This is a genomic window from Pedobacter sp. WC2501 (genome assembly GCF_052682415.1).
This window is the reverse complement of sequence record NZ_JBQZFI010000001.1, coordinates 1321897-1339774: the sequence shown is the minus strand read 5'-3', so window position 1 is coordinate 1339774 and position 17878 is coordinate 1321897. Positions and strand designations below refer to the sequence as shown.

Sequence of the window (17878 nt, the reverse complement as noted above, 5' to 3'; positions counted from 1 at the left end):
AATGAAAACAAGCAATAAATTATTAATGGGACTGGCAATTGCACTGCTCATCATTCCATTAACAGTAATGATCTTAATTGCCAAAGCAAACCGGATCGATAATAAGACCTATGATAAAATGATAACAGGAGCCGAAACTATAGATAGTGAAGCTGATCGGTTTATTAAAAAATTTCCTGTCCAGGCATTTCAACAAGTGGTAATTAATGGATCAGAATCATCTTACCTTAATATAAAAATCATCGCAAACGATAAATTTTTGCTTAAAGCAACGAACGATCTTGCCCCTTCCATCCAATATAAGGTAGATAAAGATGGAAAACTTAACATATCCTTAAAAGCAGAACGCAACTACCAGCATGGCACACTACTAATCTTTTCACCAAACTTAAAAGGCATTACTTTTAATAATGTATCCGTTGAGGGATTATCGGTAAATACTGATAGCTTAAATGTAGACATCACTAAAGGTGCAAACTTCAGATTTGGGGAAGATATGAAAATCAAAAACCTGCATCTGGTAAAAAATACTACATATCAAAAACAAGATGTGGTGATAACTGGAATTACTATTGAAGATGCAAAAATTGAAAACTTGCATGCCGAAATCAATACGGGATACTTAACCGTAAACAACATGTCACTGTTAAATGTCGACCTCAAATTGAAAGATGCGAAAGCAGAGTTCAAAAATGAGGAGAATAAAAATATAAGCCTGATAGAAACCCTATCATTAACTAGCATAGGTAGAAATGAGGTAAGTTTTCAGCACGTAAAAATTAACAAAGCGAGTGGAAACCTTTCTGATGAAACAAGTATCCAAATGCCTACCATTAATTTAAAACAATTGATCAAATAACGTTTAGTATCCCAAAATGACACATATTATTTTAGAATATTTTGATTTTGTAAAAAGGGCATGATTTTTAAGCTAACTAATTGGCAAAAGTTTAACTTGAGCCAATTAGTTTTTACATTATTAGCCCACCAATGAAGAGATACTTCCTTTTACTTTCCCTTAGCTTATTTGTTCTTAACCACGTAAAGGCAAAAACAGACACCCTTTCTATTACCTTAGATAACGTTAAATACCCTTATCCGGTCAAATATTTTCCTATTCATACCGAAGGACAGGATATTAAAATGGCCTATATGGATGTTGCGCCTACCGCAAATGCAAACGGCAAAACAGCGATTCTTTTCCATGGAAAAAATTTTGGCGGTTATTATTGGGGCAATGTCATCAAAGCATTAACCAATATTGGTTATCGGGTTATTGTTCCTGATCAAATCGGTTTTGGAAAATCATCAAAAGCATTTGTCCATTACAGCTTTCACCAGATGGCGGCCTGGAACAAAAAACTCCTGGATACCTTAGGCATTCAAAAAACGGTGGTTTTAGGCCATAGCATGGGCGGTATGTTAGCCACACGCTTTGCTTTAATGTACCCCGAAACAACCCAAAAACTACTGCTCGAAAACCCGATTGGTTTAGAAGATTATAAAACTTTTGTTCCTTACGTTACCACCGCACAGCAATACCAAACCGAGTTAAAAACTACGGCAGAAAGTGTTAGGAAATATTATCAAGGCTCTTATTTTACCTATTGGAAACCTGAATACGAATACCTGGTTGATATTGCCGGTGGTGTAACCAACAGTGCTGATTATCCGCGCTGGGCTAAAGTAGCTGCACTCACCTATACCATGATTTACGAACAACCTGTTGTTTACGAATTTCAGAATTTAAAAGTACCTACCGTTTTGTTTATCGGCAAAGAAGATAAAACCATTGTGGGCAAAGGTTTACTTACACCTGATCAACAGGCTTTACACGGCCAGTACAGACTTTTAGGCAAACAAACTGCTGCAAAAATTATTGGTGCTAAAATTATCGAATTTGATGCCTGCGGCCATATTCCTCATATTGAAATCCCAACGGAATTCCTGGTGGCATTAACGGGGAGTTTGTAATTTTAAAAGACCTCGCAGGTTTCAGAACGGCGAAGCCATCAATGAGGCCACTAAAAACATCAAACACTCCGAATTAAACCTGCGAGGTCTAATATCTATGAAAGTCCAGGTAAATCTAATACTTAGTGCGCTAAGCTGGCTTAGGCGGTAAAAAGAAAATGAAGTAGTAAAAATAGATCTCTCCGTTTTGTTGCTCTTCAGTCGAGATGACGATCCAACTATAAACCTAATTAATTCACCTCTTTCCCCACGATTTTATTAATACCCTGCATGTCAAAATCAATGTCTTGCCCCATCGATTTCATTTTCCCATAAAGCTCTATACGCAGGTGACTGTTCAGCACGATCCCGGTTTTAATATCAATAGATGTTTCTCCTGAGTTAGTCCCTTTTAAATCGGTTTCCATTTTATTGCCCATAGCCTCAAAACTTCCTTTTGATACCAATGCGCCTTTTACGCTGAGGATGGCAATTCCATCTTTCACTTCTTTCAAAGTATATTCGGTAATGGTTTCGATAGGCATACTCATTTGCAGTTTTGTATCAACCGTCCATTTATCGCCAATTTTAACTGCTCTTTCCGGATATATTTTAAACGATGATTCCATGGTCTGTTTTACCACTTCTTCGCTGAACTGTTTGCTTAAGGCATTTTTGATCTGTTTTACCTGGCTGGTATCTGTAGTCATTTTTGACGCCATATTGTCGAGCATTTTATCAATGCCCGCAACCGTTTTTATCCCTCCGTATGGCGTTACCGTCATAAAAAAAGAAGCGCCCTTTAAACCACTAAATGGATTTTTTTTGGTGCTGTCCTGCTCATCCGAATTATAGGTCATTGTAGTACCCATCGCAACGGATTTCATAAAAATCCTGTTGTAGGTTACTTTCACATCTTTTTCTCCATTGTGGCCTTCGGTAATATCGAAAGTATAATCAGTGCCTATATTTTGGGTTAAATGCACATCCCGACCGCCAATTTTCTGATTGATGATCTGATCAGAGTTAATGGAGAAATCATACCTATAACCTGTCGGATAATTTTGCCTTAACACATAGGTTTTCTGCGCAAAACTGCTGATCGAAATCAGGCTAAACATTATGGTTGCTAATACTCTCATTTGATAATTCATTTTAACCGGCAGGCTGTTGCGCAAAAATGCGACTTAACTGAAAATACAATTCGGGATGTTTATCTTTTAACAGCTCAGGCTTTTCAAAGAAATATTCAGAAACCACGGCAAAAAATTCAGCTTGATTGGTGATGGCATAAGGGTTAATATCAGACTTGTTATCCTCAATTTTTTCCATTTCTTCATGCATCATTTTAATCCATGGTAAAGTGTACTCATGTGCCAATAAATTTTCAGGAACGCCATCAGTTGCCCCATCCGATTTATCCAAAAGATGGACAAATTCGTGTATCGCTGTATTTTCTTTCCCGGCACTTTTAGAAAAACCATGGCGCAGCGCCGAACGCGATAAAATCATCTGTCCGTTCATATAACCTGTACCCACCATGCCCATAATATTCCTTTCCCCGCCATCAAACTGAAAATCTTTGTTAAAAGTATCCGGATACAATAATACGCTGGTTAAGTTTTTGTATTGCCAGTCATCGAAACCAAAAATAGGAATCACGGCGCTCGAAGCAATCAGCAATTCATCTAAAGTTGTCATTTCCAAACCTACTGCTTCAATTTTAACCGCACTGAAAAATGCAGCCACTTTCTGCTCAAACTTAAGCTTATCAGTCGAATCAAGATTATGGTAATAGCCTACATAATCATCGAGTATTTTTTTGTCCACATCTGTTAAAGGCTCAATAGTTACCTTCTTTTTTTTAAGAATAAGGTAAAGGGCAATCAAAAAAATAGGGATTAAATAAGCAAATGGCAACGAGTTCATAATAAAGATTACACAGATTAGAGTGATTATGCAGATTTAAGGTGATTACACCGATTTAATAGATTGTACAAATTGGAGGTTAGCTTTCGATAATTTCTAATTGAGCGAGAACATCTTCCCTGGTAACCGGATATGGCTGATTATTGGTTATTGCCTGATAAACAGCTTCAAAAAGGGGCAGATAACTTCCTACCTCCGATGGAATAGTCTCCTCGGTTTTGTTCCCATCTGCATCAATAGTGGTTAATAAACCATACTTATTTGCAGGCTCAACGCCGTAGCCTGGATCAGTTAATTTCATACCCGCGAGTAACTGTTCTTCCTGGATATCGGTTCTTTGTTTAATAAAGCTACCATTTACGCCATGTAATATAAAGCCTGGCTGTGGGTTCACCACCAACATACTCGAGGTTACAAAAACATTTACACTGTTGGGATAGCTCAATTGAATCGAGAAATAATCGTCAACCAAGGTACCTGCCCTGTTTTTACCCAAAATTTTATGAAAACTCAATGGTTTGCCAAATAAACCGATCACCTGATCTAACAAGTGAGGACCTAAATCGTATAACAGTCCGCTGGCCTCTACCGGCTTTTCTTTAAATGCCTTCGGTCCGATCACATTGCGGTAACGATCGTAACGCAAATGAACTTCAACCAGTTTACCCAGCTTGCCACTTTCAAGCACTTTTTTTACCGAAGTAAAATCGCTGTCCCAACGGCGGTTTTGGTAAAAGAAAATCTGTTTGCCAACGCTATCGGCCAGTTCGAAAAGTTCTTTGGCCTGCTCAGTATTAGCGGTAAAAGGTTTTTCAACCAGAATATGTTTATGCGCATTTAATGCGGCTTTCGAATGTTCGTAATGAAGGTTATTTGGGGTATTAATTACCACTAAATCAATTTCTTCATCGTTCAAAAGTTCATCAACGCTATTGTAACTAATAATATTGGGGTAATCGTTAACTGCATTTTTATGGCTTCGCTCTACTACGGCCTTTAGATTGAAACCATCATGTGCATTTAGGAATGGCGCGTGAAAAACCTTACCTGACATGCCATAAGCTAATAAACCGGCATGAATTGTTTTATTGATATTCGTATCCATAGGTTATAAATGTAACCAAAAATACCATTACCATTCAAGCCTAAGTGTTAAAAAGCCTAAACGTTTTACTTAAGGCTTACACGTTTTTACACTATCTTTGCAGATATGAAGCCGTCGGAGATTAATGCCAAATGGAAAGTTTTACAGGAAAGGATTTCAACTGAATTTGATTCCGACTTTCCTGATTTAAAGGTGATGCTTTTTCTCATCGGCGTTCAGGAATTGGGCAAAGGCCCGAAGAAATACAGTAAACGCCAGAAAGAAGAACTGATGCACATTGCCACCTGCCGTTTATTGAGCGAAATGGGCTTTTATGAATTAGAGGGCTTGGATCAGGATGGTTGGCCGCACTGGAAGTTAATAAAAGCCATTCCGCCTTATACCATGTTAGAGCAGGAAATGCTGATGAAATCACTAGTGGTGAGTTATTTCGAAGATATTTATTCTGCTGACTAAATCTTATTGTGCTATCATCCGTGGCGTCAGATATTTCTATCTGACGCAAATCTACTCAGTCAGATGATAACATCACTACACAGTATCATTCCCTTTCGATATAAGCCTGTTTAAAACTCAATTTAAGTATTTTGGAAAGCAAAGTCTTCTGCTTTTTTTGATGTTAGTCGGGCTTTTCGCTATATCCCGATGAAAAATCGGGTATGCCGCTTCAATCCCGTTTAAGAAATTCTGCCGGTGCAACTATTTGGAGTTGCAGGTGCGCCGGAAAAACTCACGAAGTTTGCCCCGGCTTAGGCTAAGCGAAACTTCTTAAATATGGCCTGGCCAGCACCAAACCCAAGGTAACTAAACCCAACAGTAGCGGACATCGAACGCAGAGCTGTAAAGCGAATGGCGGGGCTTTCGGAACCGATACTAACAGGAACCTGCTTTTCAAAAAAAGATGAGAATATAAACTAGCAGTGTCAGATGGAAACATCTGACACCACATCAAAAAACTTACGAAGTTGGCCCCGGCCTGGGCTAAGCGAAACTTCGTAAGTTTGGCCTGGCCAGCACCAAACCTAAGTTAACTAAAAAACCCTGGTGAATGTACACCAGGGCTGCATATATAATGACCTCATAGGTAGAGGGAATTTGCGGTATTATCCTTGTTTTTGCGCTGATGCTTTTAATGCATCGTTAGCCACGATTACAATTTCTACACGACGGTTAGCCGCACGGCCAGCATCAGTATCGTTATCTGCAATTGGTTCCGCAAAACCTTTACCCATGGTAACTAATCTTGATGATGGAACACCCTGAGAAACAGCATAAGCTTTCACAGCAGCTGCTCTTCTTTCTGAAAGCCCCATGTTATATTGTTCGGTACCACGGCTATCAGTATGTCCGATAATTTTGATATCTGTATCAGGATATTGGTTTAACGAAGAAGCTAAACTCTGAATATTGGTTTTAGCAGCATCTTTTAAAGCAGTTTTATCGAAATCGAATAAAATACCACTATCAAATTTTACAATAATACCTTCTCCTTCACGAATAACTTCCGCATTAGGTATGGCTTTTTGAATTTCAGCTGCCTGTCTGTCCATTCTACGACCGATAAAAGCACCCGCTGTACCACCAATAGCGCCACCAATTAAAGCACCAACTGCTGTATTACCGGCTTTTTTACCGATTAATGCACCAATAACACCGCCAGCTGCAGCACCAATACCAGCTCCTTTTTGTGTTTTAGTTAAACTATCACAACTTTGGAATGCCATCGAACCCACTGCTAACCCTATACTTAATGTTGCTATTTTTACTTTTGAAATACTCATGATATGATAGATTTATAATTTCTACCCGACATATTCAAACACAATGCCAAAAACTAATATAACCGTATTTTCGGCCCATTTCGATAATTTACGATACAAACAGTAATCTTATTTACAAAAAAGAGTCCTGATAAATCAGGACCCTTCTCACATATTGTATCATTCTTAGTACAAAAACTATGCAGAGAAATAACTCTCCAACTCTTTTAAAGTATTTTCATCTGTTTTAAAATCTTTGATCACCTGCCCTTTTTCTACCAGTACAATGCGGCTACAAACATCTGTAACATGGTTTAAATCGTGACTGGAGATAAAAGTAGTCATATTGCCTGCCTGTGCCTTTAACAAATTCTTTAAACGGATCTGGGTAGTGGGATCTAGGTTGGCAAAAGGTTCATCCAAAATCAAGATCTCTGGCTTTTGCATTAAAGCGGCAGCAATACCCACTTTAACCTGGTTTCCCTTGCTAAAATCGCGGATGTATTTACCACTGTTGAGGATTTCGCCATTAAAAAACTCGCCGTATTGGTTAAGGTATGCAGAAACATCGGCGACACTTAAATTGTGTAAACTGCCGATAAAAATAAAATACTCTTCAGGCGTTAAATAATCGATGAGGAAACCTTCGTCCAAAAATGATGCGGTATAATCCTTCCAGGCATCATTCTGCATAACATTTTGGCCTTTCGATAAAACCTCGCCTGTGGTTGGACGGATCAGGTCTAAAAGCATCCTAAAGAAAGTAGTTTTACCTGCGCCGTTATTTCCCACTAAACCCACGGTTTCTCCGGCAGCAATCTGTAGATCTTCGATGTTTACAACGGTTTTATCGCCATAAACTTTTTGTAATTTCTTAACTTCTAAAATCATAATTATTCTCTAAAGCCTTCGGCTATTTTATATCGTTGTTTTTCAAGTCGTTTTGCAATGTAGTTTACCCAAAAGCCCCTTAACAGCAGCATGATTAAACCGAATATGCCCACTACAGCTAATCCCCAGTAAGGTTTATTCAATATGCCGAAGGGTACATACATTAAAATGGGTGTAAGTGCGTAAGGAAACATTAAAAGCCATTGGGTAGCACCAGTTCCCTGGTAGTTAAAGCTTGCGGCTTTGGTAATATCGAGGCGTTTATAGTTTAAAGTAGCGAGGTAAAGCACCACTACTGTTCCAAAGCCAATATTGTATAAATAAGCGGCTAAATGCAGGAGCAATAATTTCGGACTTAAAAAGCCATAAAAACTAGCCAATACAGTAATAACGGTACAGCCAATGGTAAAAAGCAAAAATTTAGCCTTGATGTAATCTTTAAAATTGATTTTATTGGCCAATATGCCATCAAAATGGGCACTTTGCCAGGCAAACATAAACTGACCATAAACAATAATGGAAATACCTGTCATAAAAATGGCACCGAACATCATCTGGCCAAAAGCATCGGTATTGATTGCTTTTTCCTTGTAAAAAATAAACCCATAAAAAAGGAAAAAGAAACCCAGAATCACCGCAGAGCGGGGGCGTTTGTGACGGAGGATTAATTTTAATTCTAAAGCGGCCAGCTCGCCAACTTTGCCAAAACGGTTAAGGAAAGCATAATCGGTACTGCCCTTTTTCTCTTGTTTACTACTTAACTCTTCTACATATAAGTTTTTACGCAAGAAAGTAGAGTTAAGGTAAAATATAGCTATAGCTGCCAGGGTAAATGCAAAAGCGTATAAAGGATGTACTGCGATGGCCCTGAATACAAAGTCGGAGGCAGCCATAATCGAAATAACCTTATAATACTCTAAAGCAGCAAAAGAAGCAATTACAACCAGCCCGAAAAAGGTATAAAGGGTATTGGTGATCGATTTCCGCTTAATGTATAACACCAGGTAATTATTGAAAACCATCACCGAAAATATAGAAACGATATACATCAGCATAACCATTGCTCCATATTCAGGCAAAATCTTAATAAAACAGAATGGCAGAAAAATAAAAAACGGCCAAAGATTAAATGCGGAGAATAGTGCCTTAACATTTAAAAACCTGATAATTTTACTCCTCGAAATCTTTAAATGCAAATAAGGGATAATACTTAAGGTGGGTAGTTCCTGAAACTGCAAACGCATGATAAAATCGAATGCGAAATAATAAAGGATGATACCGTTAAAACTGGAAATCACCTCTTTGTTTGGGAAAATTTTTGGCAGGAAATGTGACATTCCAAAACCTATGCCAACAGCAATGGCAAAAAAGTAAAGCATAAAGAAACCCAGAACAATCTGGCCAGCAATACTACTACCCCTGTTCCTCGAACGCCAGAAAGATTTTCTTTGATGGCTTAAAAAAATACTCAGCATATTTAGTTTAGGTGTTTGATTTTTAGTCAATATACCTATTAGTATGCATTCGGGAGAAAATGTTACACTAATATTTGTATTTGTCTTTCCAATTTTGTCTAAGTTTCTCTCTCAGCTTCTCTTCTGCAGCATTTTTCCCCGGATCATAGAGCTTTGTGCCGCTTAATTCTTCTGGAAAATATTCCTGGGGCGAAAAATTACCTTCGTATCCATGTGAATACTGATAATCTTTCCCGTAACCGATATTTTTCATCAGTTTGGTCGGTGCATTGCGGATATGTAAAGGTACAGGTAGATTTCCTGTCTGTTTAACCAAAGCCTGCGCTTTGTTAATGGCCTCATAAGAGGCATTGCTTTTTGGCGAACTGGCCAGATAGGTTACACATTGTGATAAGATAATCCTTGCTTCCGGGTATCCGATTACATTAACCGCCGTAAAACAGTTATTGGCCAGCAACAGTGCATTCGGATTAGCATTGCCGATATCTTCTGAAGATAAGATCAATAACCTGCGGGCAATGAATAAGGGATCTTCTCCTCCTTCAATCATCCTGGCTAACCAGTAAACAGCAGCGTTAGGGTCGCTGCCACGGATTGATTTAATAAATGCAGAAATGATATCGTAATGCTGTTCTCCGGCTTTATCATACAGCGCGAGGTTTTGTTGTGCATGCGCCAGTACATTCTCATTGGTGAGTATTATTTTATTACCACCAATGCCATTGATGGCGATTTCGAGTACGTTTAAGAGTTTTCGTGCATCGCCACCAGATAACCGGATTAAGGCCTCGTGTTGTTTTATCGTGATTTTTTTCTCGGCAAGAACAGCATCTTTTTTAATGGCTGTTTGCAACAAACCGACTAATTCCTCTTCTGTGAGTGATTTTAAAATGTAAACCTGACAACGGGAAAGTAACGCTGAAATGACCTCGAACGATGGATTTTCGGTTGTAGCACCGATTAAAGTAACCAAACCCCGTTCAACTGCGCCCAACAAACTATCCTGTTGCGATTTGCTAAAACGGTGGATTTCATCAATAAACAAAATAGGCAAGCCCAGAAAGCTATCTTTTAGCTGTGCGGCACGGTCGATTACCTCGCGGATATCTTTCACTCCACTGTTAATGGCACTCAGGTTAAAAAAGGGCCGGTCTAATGCCTGCGAAATGATATAGGCTAAAGTAGTTTTTCCTACTCCCGGAGGTCCCCAAAAAATCATGGATGGCAGCTGACTGCTTTCAATCGCTTTGCGTAACACCGCTCCAACTCCTACTAAATGTTTCTGCCCAACATATTCATCGAGGTTTTGAGGGCGCATACGTTCGGCTAAAGGAGGCAGGTTTTGCATAATGGTAAATATATAAAAATTGAGTATTTTGTTGGTTGATAATCTGCCAACCAAATGTCAGGATTATAAAATCCTTTAGTTAAAACAAAAGGACGAATGCTTTAGTTCTAATTTATTATTATGGACATCAAGAATTTAGATCACCTTGTATTAACGGTTGCCAATTTAGAAAGTACCTGCAGGTTTTACAGTCTTGCCCTGGGAATGGAGGTTATTGAATTTGGCGAAAACCGAAAAGCGCTGAAGTTTGGTAATCAAAAAATCAATCTTCAACAATATGGAAGTGAGTTTGAGCCAAAAGCATTTAAACCGATGCCGGGTACGGCCGATTTATGTTTTATTACCGATTTTCCACTTCCTGAGGTGATGCAGGAACTGAAAGAAAAATGTAACGAGGTTGAAGAAGGGCCTGTAGAACGGACGGGAGCAAATGGTAAGATTATTTCGATCTACCTCCGCGATCCGGATATGAATTTAATTGAGGTGAGTAATTATTTGTAGTTTTCACTTATTAAAGCCGTTCATTTTTTATTCACCATCTTAGTCACTTGAGATAATTTTATTTAGGCGCATAAAACTTTCATCGTCCTCGTTTGTAACGAGGATAAAAGAGAAAGGCGATTTTATCGCCATTTAGTTTGCTTAACTGCATTACAAATGCAAATCTCGATAATCCTCGTTACAAACGAGGACTATTTAGGATTTCTCGGCTACGTTGCACTCCGCTCGAAATGACGACAGATAGCACAAAAAATCTAATCCTCAATCTTCGAATGATGCTTCGTATCTTTCATAGTCGTATACAAAATCAGCGAAATCAAAATACATCCGGTTACGTACCAGTAGAAATAATTTTCGTGACCGATATTTTTAAACCAAAGCGCAAAATATTCTGCTGTGCCACCGAAAATGGCAACGGTTAAAGCATAAGGCAAACCCACACCCAAAGCCCTGATTTCGGCAGGGAACAACTCAGCCTTAACCACTGCATTGATACTTGTATAGCCACTTACAATAATCAAGGCACCTATCATCAATAAAAAAATAATTGTGGTATTGGTTTCGCCTGCCAGGCCTGTTAAAATTGGATAGGTACATAAAGTGCCCAATATCCCAAAACCGATTAACAAGGGCTTTCTACCGATTTTATCGGATAACAAACCAAACAAAGGCTGCATAATGGCAAAAACCAGCAACGAAATGAATGATAACGTTGTAGAGGTCTCTTTACTGAGGTGAACCGTATTCACAAGAAACTTTTGCATATAGGTACTAAATGTGTAAAAGGCAATGGTTCCTCCCAAAGTTAAACCCACAACCGTAAAAATCTCTTTCGGATATTTCAATAGTACAGCGATGCCTCCTTTTTTGTCTTCCGCATCTTTGCTTTTAAAGGCTGCCGTTTCATTGATATGCCTACGCAGATACAACGCAATAAAAGAGAGTACAGCACCAATAAAAAAAGGAATGCGCCAGCCCCAATTGTGTAACTGGGCAGGAGTAAGTAACCAGTTCTGCAAGATCAGCTGGATCCCTAAAGCTAATAATTGTCCGCCAATTAAGGTTACGTACTGAAAACTCGAATAAAAGCCACGGTGTTTTTTGGTGGCCATTTCGCTTAGATAAGTAGCAGAGGTTCCATATTCGCCACCGGTACTCAAGCCCTGTATCAATCTTGCAAACACAAGCAACAGTGGAGCGGCTATACCGATTCGTTTGTAACCTGGGGTTAAACCGATAATTAATGAACCTATCGCCATTATTAACACAGAAAGTGTCATCGCGCGTTTCCTGCCTAATTTATCAGCAATGCTACCAAATAACCAACCTCCAATTGGGCGCATTAAAAATCCCACGGCAAAAATGCCTGCAGTATTCAATAACTGAGCCGTTGGATTGCTATTTGGGAAAAAAGCCGGAGAAAAATAAAGTGCAAAAGCAGAATAAGTGTACCAATCGTACCACTCAACAAGGTTGCCAACCGAACCACCAAAAATAGATTTCAGCCTGTATTCTACATCCTTAACTTCGTCTTTTTGTACTGTTTTTTCCATAGTATAATATTGAATGAGAGAATGAGTAAGTGATTGAATGAATGAGTGATTCAATAACCCAATATGAAACTTAAATTAACACCAGTTGTTAATCAAAAATATAATAATTTTATAAAGAAAGAGCGGAGTTATTTTCATCGCGATTACATTTACTCCTTACGCCATTCAACATTCAATCATTAATAAAAATGAAAGATAACTTTTCTACCCAATCTGCCGATTACGCCATATATCGTCCTACTTATCCGCAGGAATTGTACGATTATCTTTTTAGTCTGCTAAAAAACAAGGAAACTGCCTGGGATTGTGCCACAGGGAATGGTCAGGTTGCCCGGGTGCTGGCCCAGCATTTCGGGTCGGTTTATGCAACAGACATTAGTGAAAATCAATTAAAAAACGCTTTACAGTTGCCAAATATCACTTACAAAGTGGAGCCAGCAGAACAAACATCGGTGGAAAATCATAGTTTCGATCTGATTACGGTAGCGCAGGCCATCCATTGGTTTAACTTCGAAGCCTTTTATGCAGAGGTAAAAAGAACATTAAAACCAGATGGTCTTTTTGCGGCAATTGGTTATGGGATTATGTCTATCGATAAAAAAGTAGACAAAGTTATCCATAAGCTTTATGAAGATATATTAGGCAAATACTGGGACAGTGAACGCCGCTACATTGAAGAAGGTTATAAAACCATTCCTTTTCCTTTTGAAGAAATAATTGCACCACATTTTCAGATTAAAACCACCTGGAATTTTAACCAGTTAATTGGCTATTTAAATACCTGGTCTTCATTGCAACATTACAAAAAAGCCAATGATCGCAATCCCCTGGAATACCTCTTTACTGAGCTAAAAGAAGCCTGGGGTGATGATGCAGAGAAAGATGTCCATTTCCCTATTTTATTGCGGGTTGGACGATGAATTTAACCACAGAGGCAACAGAGAAACGGCACAGAGGTCACTGAGTTGTTTCAGTTAGGGATAGCCAATAGCCTCCGTTTACTCTGTGAAAACTCTAGTGATCTCTGTGGTGAATTAAACTTCTATTTCAACAACTCCAGTATACCTAAAACAGTTAGCTTTTTCTGCTCTCCGCTTTGCATATCTTTCAATGTAAGTTCGCCGCCGGAAATTTCATCGCCTCCAATTAAAATTACGTAGGGGATATTTTTTGCATCGGCATAAGCCATTTGTTTCTTCAGTTTTGCCGAACTTGGGTATAACTCTGCAGCTATACCGGCATTTCTAAACTGTTGAACAATCGGCAAGGCATATTTTTCGGCTTCCGCATCGAAATTACTAATCAATACTTTTGTTCCAACTTCTGCTGAGGCAGGGAAAAGGTTAAGTTCTTCCAATACATCATAAATACGGTCGGCGCCAAAAGAAACACCCACGCCGGTCAAATCTTTTAAACCGAACATACCTGTTAAATCATCATAACGACCGCCTCCCCCAATACTGCCCATGGCCACTTCGTTGGTTTTAACCTCGAAAATACAGCCGGTATAATAATTTAAGCCACGGGCCAAAGTAATATCAAGTTCTAATTTGGCTACCAATGGCAACCCATAAGCAATCAGGCTTTCTACGTATTCAAAAACCTGTTCAATTTCAGCAATACCTTTTAAACCGGTTTCAGATTGTGCTAAAACTTCTTTCAGACTGGCCAATTTTTCTTCATTGGTACCTTCCAGTAAAATTACCGGACGCAGTTTTTCCAAATCAGTTTCGGTAAAGCCACGCTCCAACAATTCTTTACTTACGCCATCTAAACCGATTTTATCCAGTTTATCGATAGCAACCGTCATATCGATTATCAAATCAGGTTTACCTATGATCTCGGCAATACCCGTTAAAATTTTCCGGTTATTAATTTTTATGCTGAAATCTTTTAGTCCTAATTTGCTTAAGGCTTCATTGTAAATCAAAATAAATTCAGCTTCATTCAGTAAACTTTCAGATCCCACCACATCCACATCACACTGATAAAATTCGCGGTATCTACCTTTTTGCGGACGATCGGCACGCCAAACGGGCTGCACCTGAAAACGTTTAAAAGGTAAGGTAATTTCGTGCTGGTGCATCACTACATAACGCGCAAATGGCACTGTTAAATCGTAACGTAAGGCTTTTTCAGAAATTAAAGGGATTAGTTTATTGCTATTATCTTCTTCAGCAAAATCGAACGATTTCTTTTTTGGATCTTTAAGAAATTCGCCACTATTTAAAATTTTAAAAATCAGTTTATCACCTTCATCACCATATTTTCCGGTTAGGGTAGAAAGATTTTCAAAACTTGGCGTCTGAATTTCAGCATAACCATATTTCCTGAAAACCGTTTTAATGGTATCATAAATAAAGTTGCGTTTTACCATTTCAACCGGAGTAAAATCGCGGGTGCCTTTTGCTAAAGAGGGTTTAATAACTGACATAGCCGCAAAAGTACAAAAATGTAAGGTTTAAAAAACAAAGATTCGTCATTGCTGAGGAGGAACGACGAAGCAATCTTACAACGACCGCTTACGTGCGAGTGCTTTAAGATTGCTTAGTACCTTATAATGACGTTTATGTAAACAACTGATATTTAGTGTTTTTTTTGACCATATAAGACATTTAAGAACCATATAAGCTTACATGTCCTTATATAGTGTGAAAGCCTAAAGGATTATTTAATGAATTAGATGTTCTTAGGTGTCTAAGGTGGTTAATTAACCTGCATAATCTTTAATTTTTACGACTACCTTAGACATCTTAGCTCAATGAGTTTTGCAGGATGCAAAATCTTAAATATAATACATTAGAAAGCGCATATAGGACGTCATTCCTATATTTTTCAGGCCACAGACCTGATGGTTACTCGTAATGACATAATTATTTTAAAAACTATTTCCCCAACACCTCTTTTACCATTTCCCTGTTTGGTTTAGATACGGGGACTTTATCACCATTATCCATCAACAACGTTCCACCATCTTCTTTTAGCCAGCTTTTTACAAATTTCGGATTTACCAAATGACTTTGGTGTGCCCGAATAAAACCTTGTGGTTTAAGTAAGTCTGAATATTCTTTTAGCGGTTTCGAAATGAGCAGCTTATCTCCCCCGTTAAAAAAGAAGTTGGTATAATTGTTGTCCGCTTCGCACCTTATAATTTCATTAGTGTTAACGTACCTTATTTCGTTCTGTTGAGGCAAAGCAATCCTGGCATTTATCTTAATGGGCTCTTTCTTATCCGTCTTTTCATCCATAAGTGGATTTTGATATGCTGTGGGAGGTGTAAAATTTATAGCAACGGTATTTGGCATTATTTGGGAATGCGTACGGTTCCTTCTGATCAAAAAATAGATCAACATAAAAATACCTCCAAAAAAACCAAAAAAAATAATACCTGCTACCAAAAGCATAATGATCTCCGCACTCCCCATGTTTAAAAATTCCGCATGGGCAACCTGAATGCTGTAGGTAACTATAAAAGCAAATCCGAAGATTATTTTATTTCTCATTTTTAGCGGTTTTAGCGCGTTTGGCTAAATATAAACATAAAAAAAGAACCACTCCAACAAAGGCTAAGGTAAAAAAGCCTACGACCAAAAGCATGATTATCTCTGCAGCACCAAGATTCAAAAATCGCGCATAAGTAACCTGTAAGCCAAAAGAAATAACAAAAAAGAATAAAAATAATAACTGTTTCATGTTGATTGATTTAAATGTTTAGCGAAAGTAATTACGCGCTATACATTTAAAAACCAATATTGAGGATTGGCTAGGTTTTGATGAGGATTGGTAAGAAGGCAACTAGTATTCGTGAGGTTAGTCATTGCGAAGAGAAATCCAGACTTTTTGGGGAGCAATCTTTTTATGCTCGCGATGAACAATAAAAAGATCCTTCGTTGCACTCAGGATGACAGCTTCTACATTATCCCCCGGCTTTTTTCACTTTATAACCATCTTTTTGCAGAATCCCTATCACTTTATCACGAACATCCCCTTGGATCATAACTTCGCCATCTTTAACTGAGCCGCCTACACCACATTTGGTCTTCAACATTTTGCCCAATACTTCTAAATCTTCTGAGCGGCCTCTGAAACCTGTAATTAAGGTTACAGCCTTGCCACCGCGGTTCTTTTTATCGAGCATTACCCTTAAATCCTGATGATTATTTGGCGAGGTAACGGTATCATCAACTTCTTCTTCGTATTCGAATTCGGGATTGGTAGAATACATAATTCCGCCAAGATCGCTTAAACTGTTTTTCTTTGGTTTCATACTTATAATGTAATATGGGAGATGTGTGAGGGTTCATTAGCCATAGGTTCATTGGTCAATGGTTGATAGCTTGATGCTTCATGACCTTAATAACAGATTAATTCACTCTAAACTCCAAACGCTCAACTCCAAACTCAGCTACGGAACAATTACCTTTAACGAGAGTGGATTAATAACTGCTTCAATTTCAACGCCCATTTGCAAAGGTTCGCCATCCACATGCACCGCTCCTGCCGTTTCCCTTATAATTTTAATATTTTTTCCTTTAATAATTTCAATCATATCGGAGCTTTCTGCTTTGCCCCTCAACATTACATAACCCAAAACAGGCAATTTTATTATCGGGAAGGGTTTAATAATGCAAATATCCAGCAACCCGTCTTTTACCGAAGCATTTGGTGCAATATAAACATCGTTTCCATACTGCGATGAATTGGCAATGCTGATGGCGAAGGCTTTTCTGGTATATTCGGTACCGTCGATATTCAAATTATAAGTTTGCGCCTTGTAGTTAAAAACCTCTTTAAAACCCAGTTTTACATAGCCCGATAGTCCGCGTTTTTTATCTTTCGAAAAAACAGAACTCAGGTGGGCATCAAAACCCATACCTGCCAGGTTGAAAAAACATTTTTTGTTAAACTCAGCCGTATCAATTTCATCAATCTTAAAATTATTGATAATAGACAGCGCATACCTTAAGTTTTTAGAAATATTTAAAAAGCGGGCAAGGCCATTGCCTGATCCCAGCGGCAAAATCCCTAAAATTTTATTATGCTTTAAAACTTTTGTGGCTACCTCATTTATGGTACCATCACCACCCGCAGCTATAATTACATCAAAGTTTTTGGTAGACGCTTCGTCTGCCAGTTCGCCGGCATGCCCCACATATTCGCTAAAAACAAAATTGGGACTAAACTTTTCCTTATCCAGGTATTTGTCGATAAAATCTGGAATACGCAGTTTTCCCCTCCCACCGGAGATGGGGTTTATGATAAAGAGGATATTGATCTTTGTGTGCAAAGTGTAAGATTGAGTGCACAAAATAATCTATAATTTTTGAAATAAAGAAAATATGCTAATTTTGCGGCAGTAAAAA

General features: G+C 38.4%; 18 protein-coding genes. 5 read left to right on the top strand and 13 right to left on the bottom strand.

The window, feature by feature from the left end; genetic code table 11:
- Position 1 precedes the first annotated feature (1 nt).
- On the top strand, positions 2-859 hold the full coding sequence (locus ACUN24_RS05790; RefSeq protein WP_445561647.1) for a hypothetical protein: 858 nt from the start codon (positions 2-4) through the stop codon (positions 857-859).
- A 131-nt stretch (positions 860-990) separates the two neighbouring features.
- A complete protein-coding gene (locus tag ACUN24_RS05785) occupies positions 991-1974 on the top strand; it encodes an alpha/beta fold hydrolase (RefSeq protein ID WP_445561646.1) in 984 nt (327 codons plus the stop codon).
- Positions 1975-2204: 230 nt separating this feature from the next.
- Here ACUN24_RS05785 and ACUN24_RS05780 read toward each other — a convergent pair whose 3' ends face one another.
- The 3 genes from ACUN24_RS05780 to ACUN24_RS05770 form a co-directional block, all read right to left on the bottom strand.
- Positions 2205-3095, bottom strand: a complete 891-nt coding sequence (locus ACUN24_RS05780) for a DUF6263 family protein (RefSeq protein ID WP_445561645.1) — start codon at positions 3093-3095, stop codon at positions 2205-2207.
- Positions 3096-3108: 13 nt separating this feature from the next.
- Positions 3109-3882, bottom strand: coding sequence for a zinc-dependent peptidase (locus ACUN24_RS05775; protein WP_315418320.1), 774 nt, complete (start codon positions 3880-3882; stop codon positions 3109-3111).
- Positions 3883-3961: 79 nt separating this feature from the next.
- Positions 3962-4987, bottom strand: a complete 1026-nt coding sequence (locus ACUN24_RS05770; RefSeq protein WP_445561644.1) for a Gfo/Idh/MocA family oxidoreductase — start codon at positions 4985-4987, stop codon at positions 3962-3964.
- A gap of 105 nt (positions 4988-5092) precedes the next feature.
- Between ACUN24_RS05770 and ACUN24_RS05765 the strand changes: the two genes are divergently transcribed.
- Entirely contained in the window at positions 5093-5443 is a 351-nt protein-coding gene (locus ACUN24_RS05765; protein ID WP_025143454.1) for a hypothetical protein, read from the top strand.
- Positions 5444-6090: 647 nt separating this feature from the next.
- Here ACUN24_RS05765 and ACUN24_RS05760 read toward each other — a convergent pair.
- The 4 genes from ACUN24_RS05760 to ACUN24_RS05745 all read right to left on the bottom strand — a co-directional run bounded on the left by ACUN24_RS05760 (position 6091) and on the right by ACUN24_RS05745 (position 10461).
- A complete protein-coding gene (locus tag ACUN24_RS05760) occupies positions 6091-6768 on the bottom strand; it encodes an OmpA family protein (RefSeq protein ID WP_445561643.1) in 678 nt (225 codons plus the stop codon).
- A 177-nt stretch (positions 6769-6945) separates the two neighbouring features.
- Complete coding sequence (locus tag ACUN24_RS05755; protein WP_445561642.1) at positions 6946-7638, bottom strand: ABC transporter ATP-binding protein; 693 nt, start codon at positions 7636-7638, stop codon at positions 6946-6948.
- Between the two features lie 2 nt (positions 7639-7640).
- On the bottom strand, positions 7641-9113 hold the full coding sequence (locus ACUN24_RS05750) for a DUF5687 family protein (RefSeq protein WP_445561641.1): 1473 nt from the start codon (positions 9111-9113) through the stop codon (positions 7641-7643).
- A 67-nt stretch (positions 9114-9180) separates the two neighbouring features.
- The gene (locus ACUN24_RS05745) at positions 9181-10461 is read right to left on the bottom strand and encodes a replication-associated recombination protein A (RefSeq protein WP_445561640.1); all 1281 of its coding nucleotides are present in this window, start codon (positions 10459-10461) and stop codon (positions 9181-9183) included.
- Between the two features lie 120 nt (positions 10462-10581).
- Between ACUN24_RS05745 and ACUN24_RS05740 the strand changes: the two genes are divergently transcribed.
- A complete protein-coding gene (locus ACUN24_RS05740; RefSeq protein ID WP_445561639.1) occupies positions 10582-10962 on the top strand; it encodes a VOC family protein in 381 nt (126 codons plus the stop codon).
- Between the two features lie 254 nt (positions 10963-11216).
- Here ACUN24_RS05740 and ACUN24_RS05735 read toward each other — a convergent pair whose 3' ends face one another.
- Entirely contained in the window at positions 11217-12515 is a 1299-nt protein-coding gene (locus ACUN24_RS05735) for an MFS transporter (RefSeq protein WP_445561638.1), read from the bottom strand.
- Between the two features lie 188 nt (positions 12516-12703).
- Here ACUN24_RS05735 and ACUN24_RS05730 point away from each other — a divergent pair, with 188 nt between their 5' ends.
- A complete protein-coding gene (locus tag ACUN24_RS05730; RefSeq protein ID WP_445561637.1) occupies positions 12704-13435 on the top strand; it encodes a class I SAM-dependent methyltransferase in 732 nt (243 codons plus the stop codon).
- Between the two features lie 122 nt (positions 13436-13557).
- On the opposite strand, the gene hisS is transcribed toward ACUN24_RS05730, so the two are convergent.
- From hisS to ACUN24_RS05705, 5 genes are all read right to left on the bottom strand, one after another.
- The gene (gene hisS, locus ACUN24_RS05725; protein ID WP_445561636.1) at positions 13558-14949 is read right to left on the bottom strand and encodes a histidine--tRNA ligase; all 1392 of its coding nucleotides are present in this window, start codon (positions 14947-14949) and stop codon (positions 13558-13560) included.
- A 451-nt stretch (positions 14950-15400) separates the two neighbouring features.
- Positions 15401-16018 (bottom strand): LytR/AlgR family response regulator transcription factor, encoded by a 618-nt coding sequence (locus ACUN24_RS05720; protein WP_445561635.1) that lies wholly within the window; start codon positions 16016-16018, stop codon positions 15401-15403.
- Positions 16008-16208 carry a hypothetical protein gene (locus tag ACUN24_RS05715; RefSeq protein ID WP_445561634.1) on the bottom strand — a complete coding sequence of 67 codons (201 nt, stop codon included), beginning with the start codon at positions 16206-16208 and terminating at the stop codon, positions 16008-16010. Before ACUN24_RS05715 ends, ACUN24_RS05720 begins: the two co-directional genes overlap by 11 nt.
- Positions 16209-16431: 223 nt before the next feature.
- Positions 16432-16782: a translation initiation factor gene (locus ACUN24_RS05710; protein ID WP_445561633.1), complete on the bottom strand. Its 351-nt coding sequence runs from the start codon at positions 16780-16782 to the stop codon at positions 16432-16434.
- A 138-nt stretch (positions 16783-16920) separates the two neighbouring features.
- Entirely contained in the window at positions 16921-17802 is an 882-nt protein-coding gene (locus ACUN24_RS05705) for a diacylglycerol/lipid kinase family protein (protein ID WP_445561632.1), read from the bottom strand.
- Positions 17803-17878: the final 76 nt, after the last annotated feature.

What these genes read in the sequence shown, in the direction of transcription:
- ACUN24_RS05780 (WP_445561645.1), bottom strand. Translation starts at nt 3,095, where the DNA reads ATGAGAGTATTAGCAACCATAATGTTTAGCCTGATTTCGATCAGCAGT.
- ACUN24_RS05785 (WP_445561646.1), top strand. Translation starts at nt 991, where the DNA reads ATGAAGAGATACTTCCTTTTACTTTCCCTTAGCTTATTTGTTCTTAAC.
- ACUN24_RS05760 (WP_445561643.1), bottom strand. Translation starts at nt 6,768, where the DNA reads ATGAGTATTTCAAAAGTAAAAATAGCAACATTAAGTATAGGGTTAGCA.
- ACUN24_RS05775 (WP_315418320.1), bottom strand. Translation starts at nt 3,882, where the DNA reads ATGAACTCGTTGCCATTTGCTTATTTAATCCCTATTTTTTTGATTGCC.
- ACUN24_RS05720 (WP_445561635.1), bottom strand. Translation starts at nt 16,018, where the DNA reads ATGAGAAATAAAATAATCTTCGGATTTGCTTTTATAGTTACCTACAGC.
- ACUN24_RS05740 (WP_445561639.1), top strand. Translation starts at nt 10,582, where the DNA reads ATGGACATCAAGAATTTAGATCACCTTGTATTAACGGTTGCCAATTTA.
- ACUN24_RS05710 (WP_445561633.1), bottom strand. Translation starts at nt 16,782, where the DNA reads ATGAAACCAAAGAAAAACAGTTTAAGCGATCTTGGCGGAATTATGTAT.
- ACUN24_RS05765 (WP_025143454.1), top strand. Translation starts at nt 5,093, where the DNA reads ATGAAGCCGTCGGAGATTAATGCCAAATGGAAAGTTTTACAGGAAAGG.
- ACUN24_RS05745 (WP_445561640.1), bottom strand. Translation starts at nt 10,461, where the DNA reads ATGCAAAACCTGCCTCCTTTAGCCGAACGTATGCGCCCTCAAAACCTC.
- ACUN24_RS05770 (WP_445561644.1), bottom strand. Translation starts at nt 4,987, where the DNA reads ATGGATACGAATATCAATAAAACAATTCATGCCGGTTTATTAGCTTAT.
- ACUN24_RS05715 (WP_445561634.1), bottom strand. Translation starts at nt 16,208, where the DNA reads ATGAAACAGTTATTATTTTTATTCTTTTTTGTTATTTCTTTTGGCTTA.
- ACUN24_RS05790 (WP_445561647.1), top strand. Translation starts at nt 2, where the DNA reads ATGAAAACAAGCAATAAATTATTAATGGGACTGGCAATTGCACTGCTC.
- ACUN24_RS05735 (WP_445561638.1), bottom strand. Translation starts at nt 12,515, where the DNA reads ATGGAAAAAACAGTACAAAAAGACGAAGTTAAGGATGTAGAATACAGG.
- ACUN24_RS05755 (WP_445561642.1), bottom strand. Translation starts at nt 7,638, where the DNA reads ATGATTTTAGAAGTTAAGAAATTACAAAAAGTTTATGGCGATAAAACC.
- ACUN24_RS05730 (WP_445561637.1), top strand. Translation starts at nt 12,704, where the DNA reads ATGAAAGATAACTTTTCTACCCAATCTGCCGATTACGCCATATATCGT.
- hisS (WP_445561636.1), bottom strand. Translation starts at nt 14,949, where the DNA reads ATGTCAGTTATTAAACCCTCTTTAGCAAAAGGCACCCGCGATTTTACT.
- ACUN24_RS05750 (WP_445561641.1), bottom strand. Translation starts at nt 9,113, where the DNA reads ATGCTGAGTATTTTTTTAAGCCATCAAAGAAAATCTTTCTGGCGTTCG.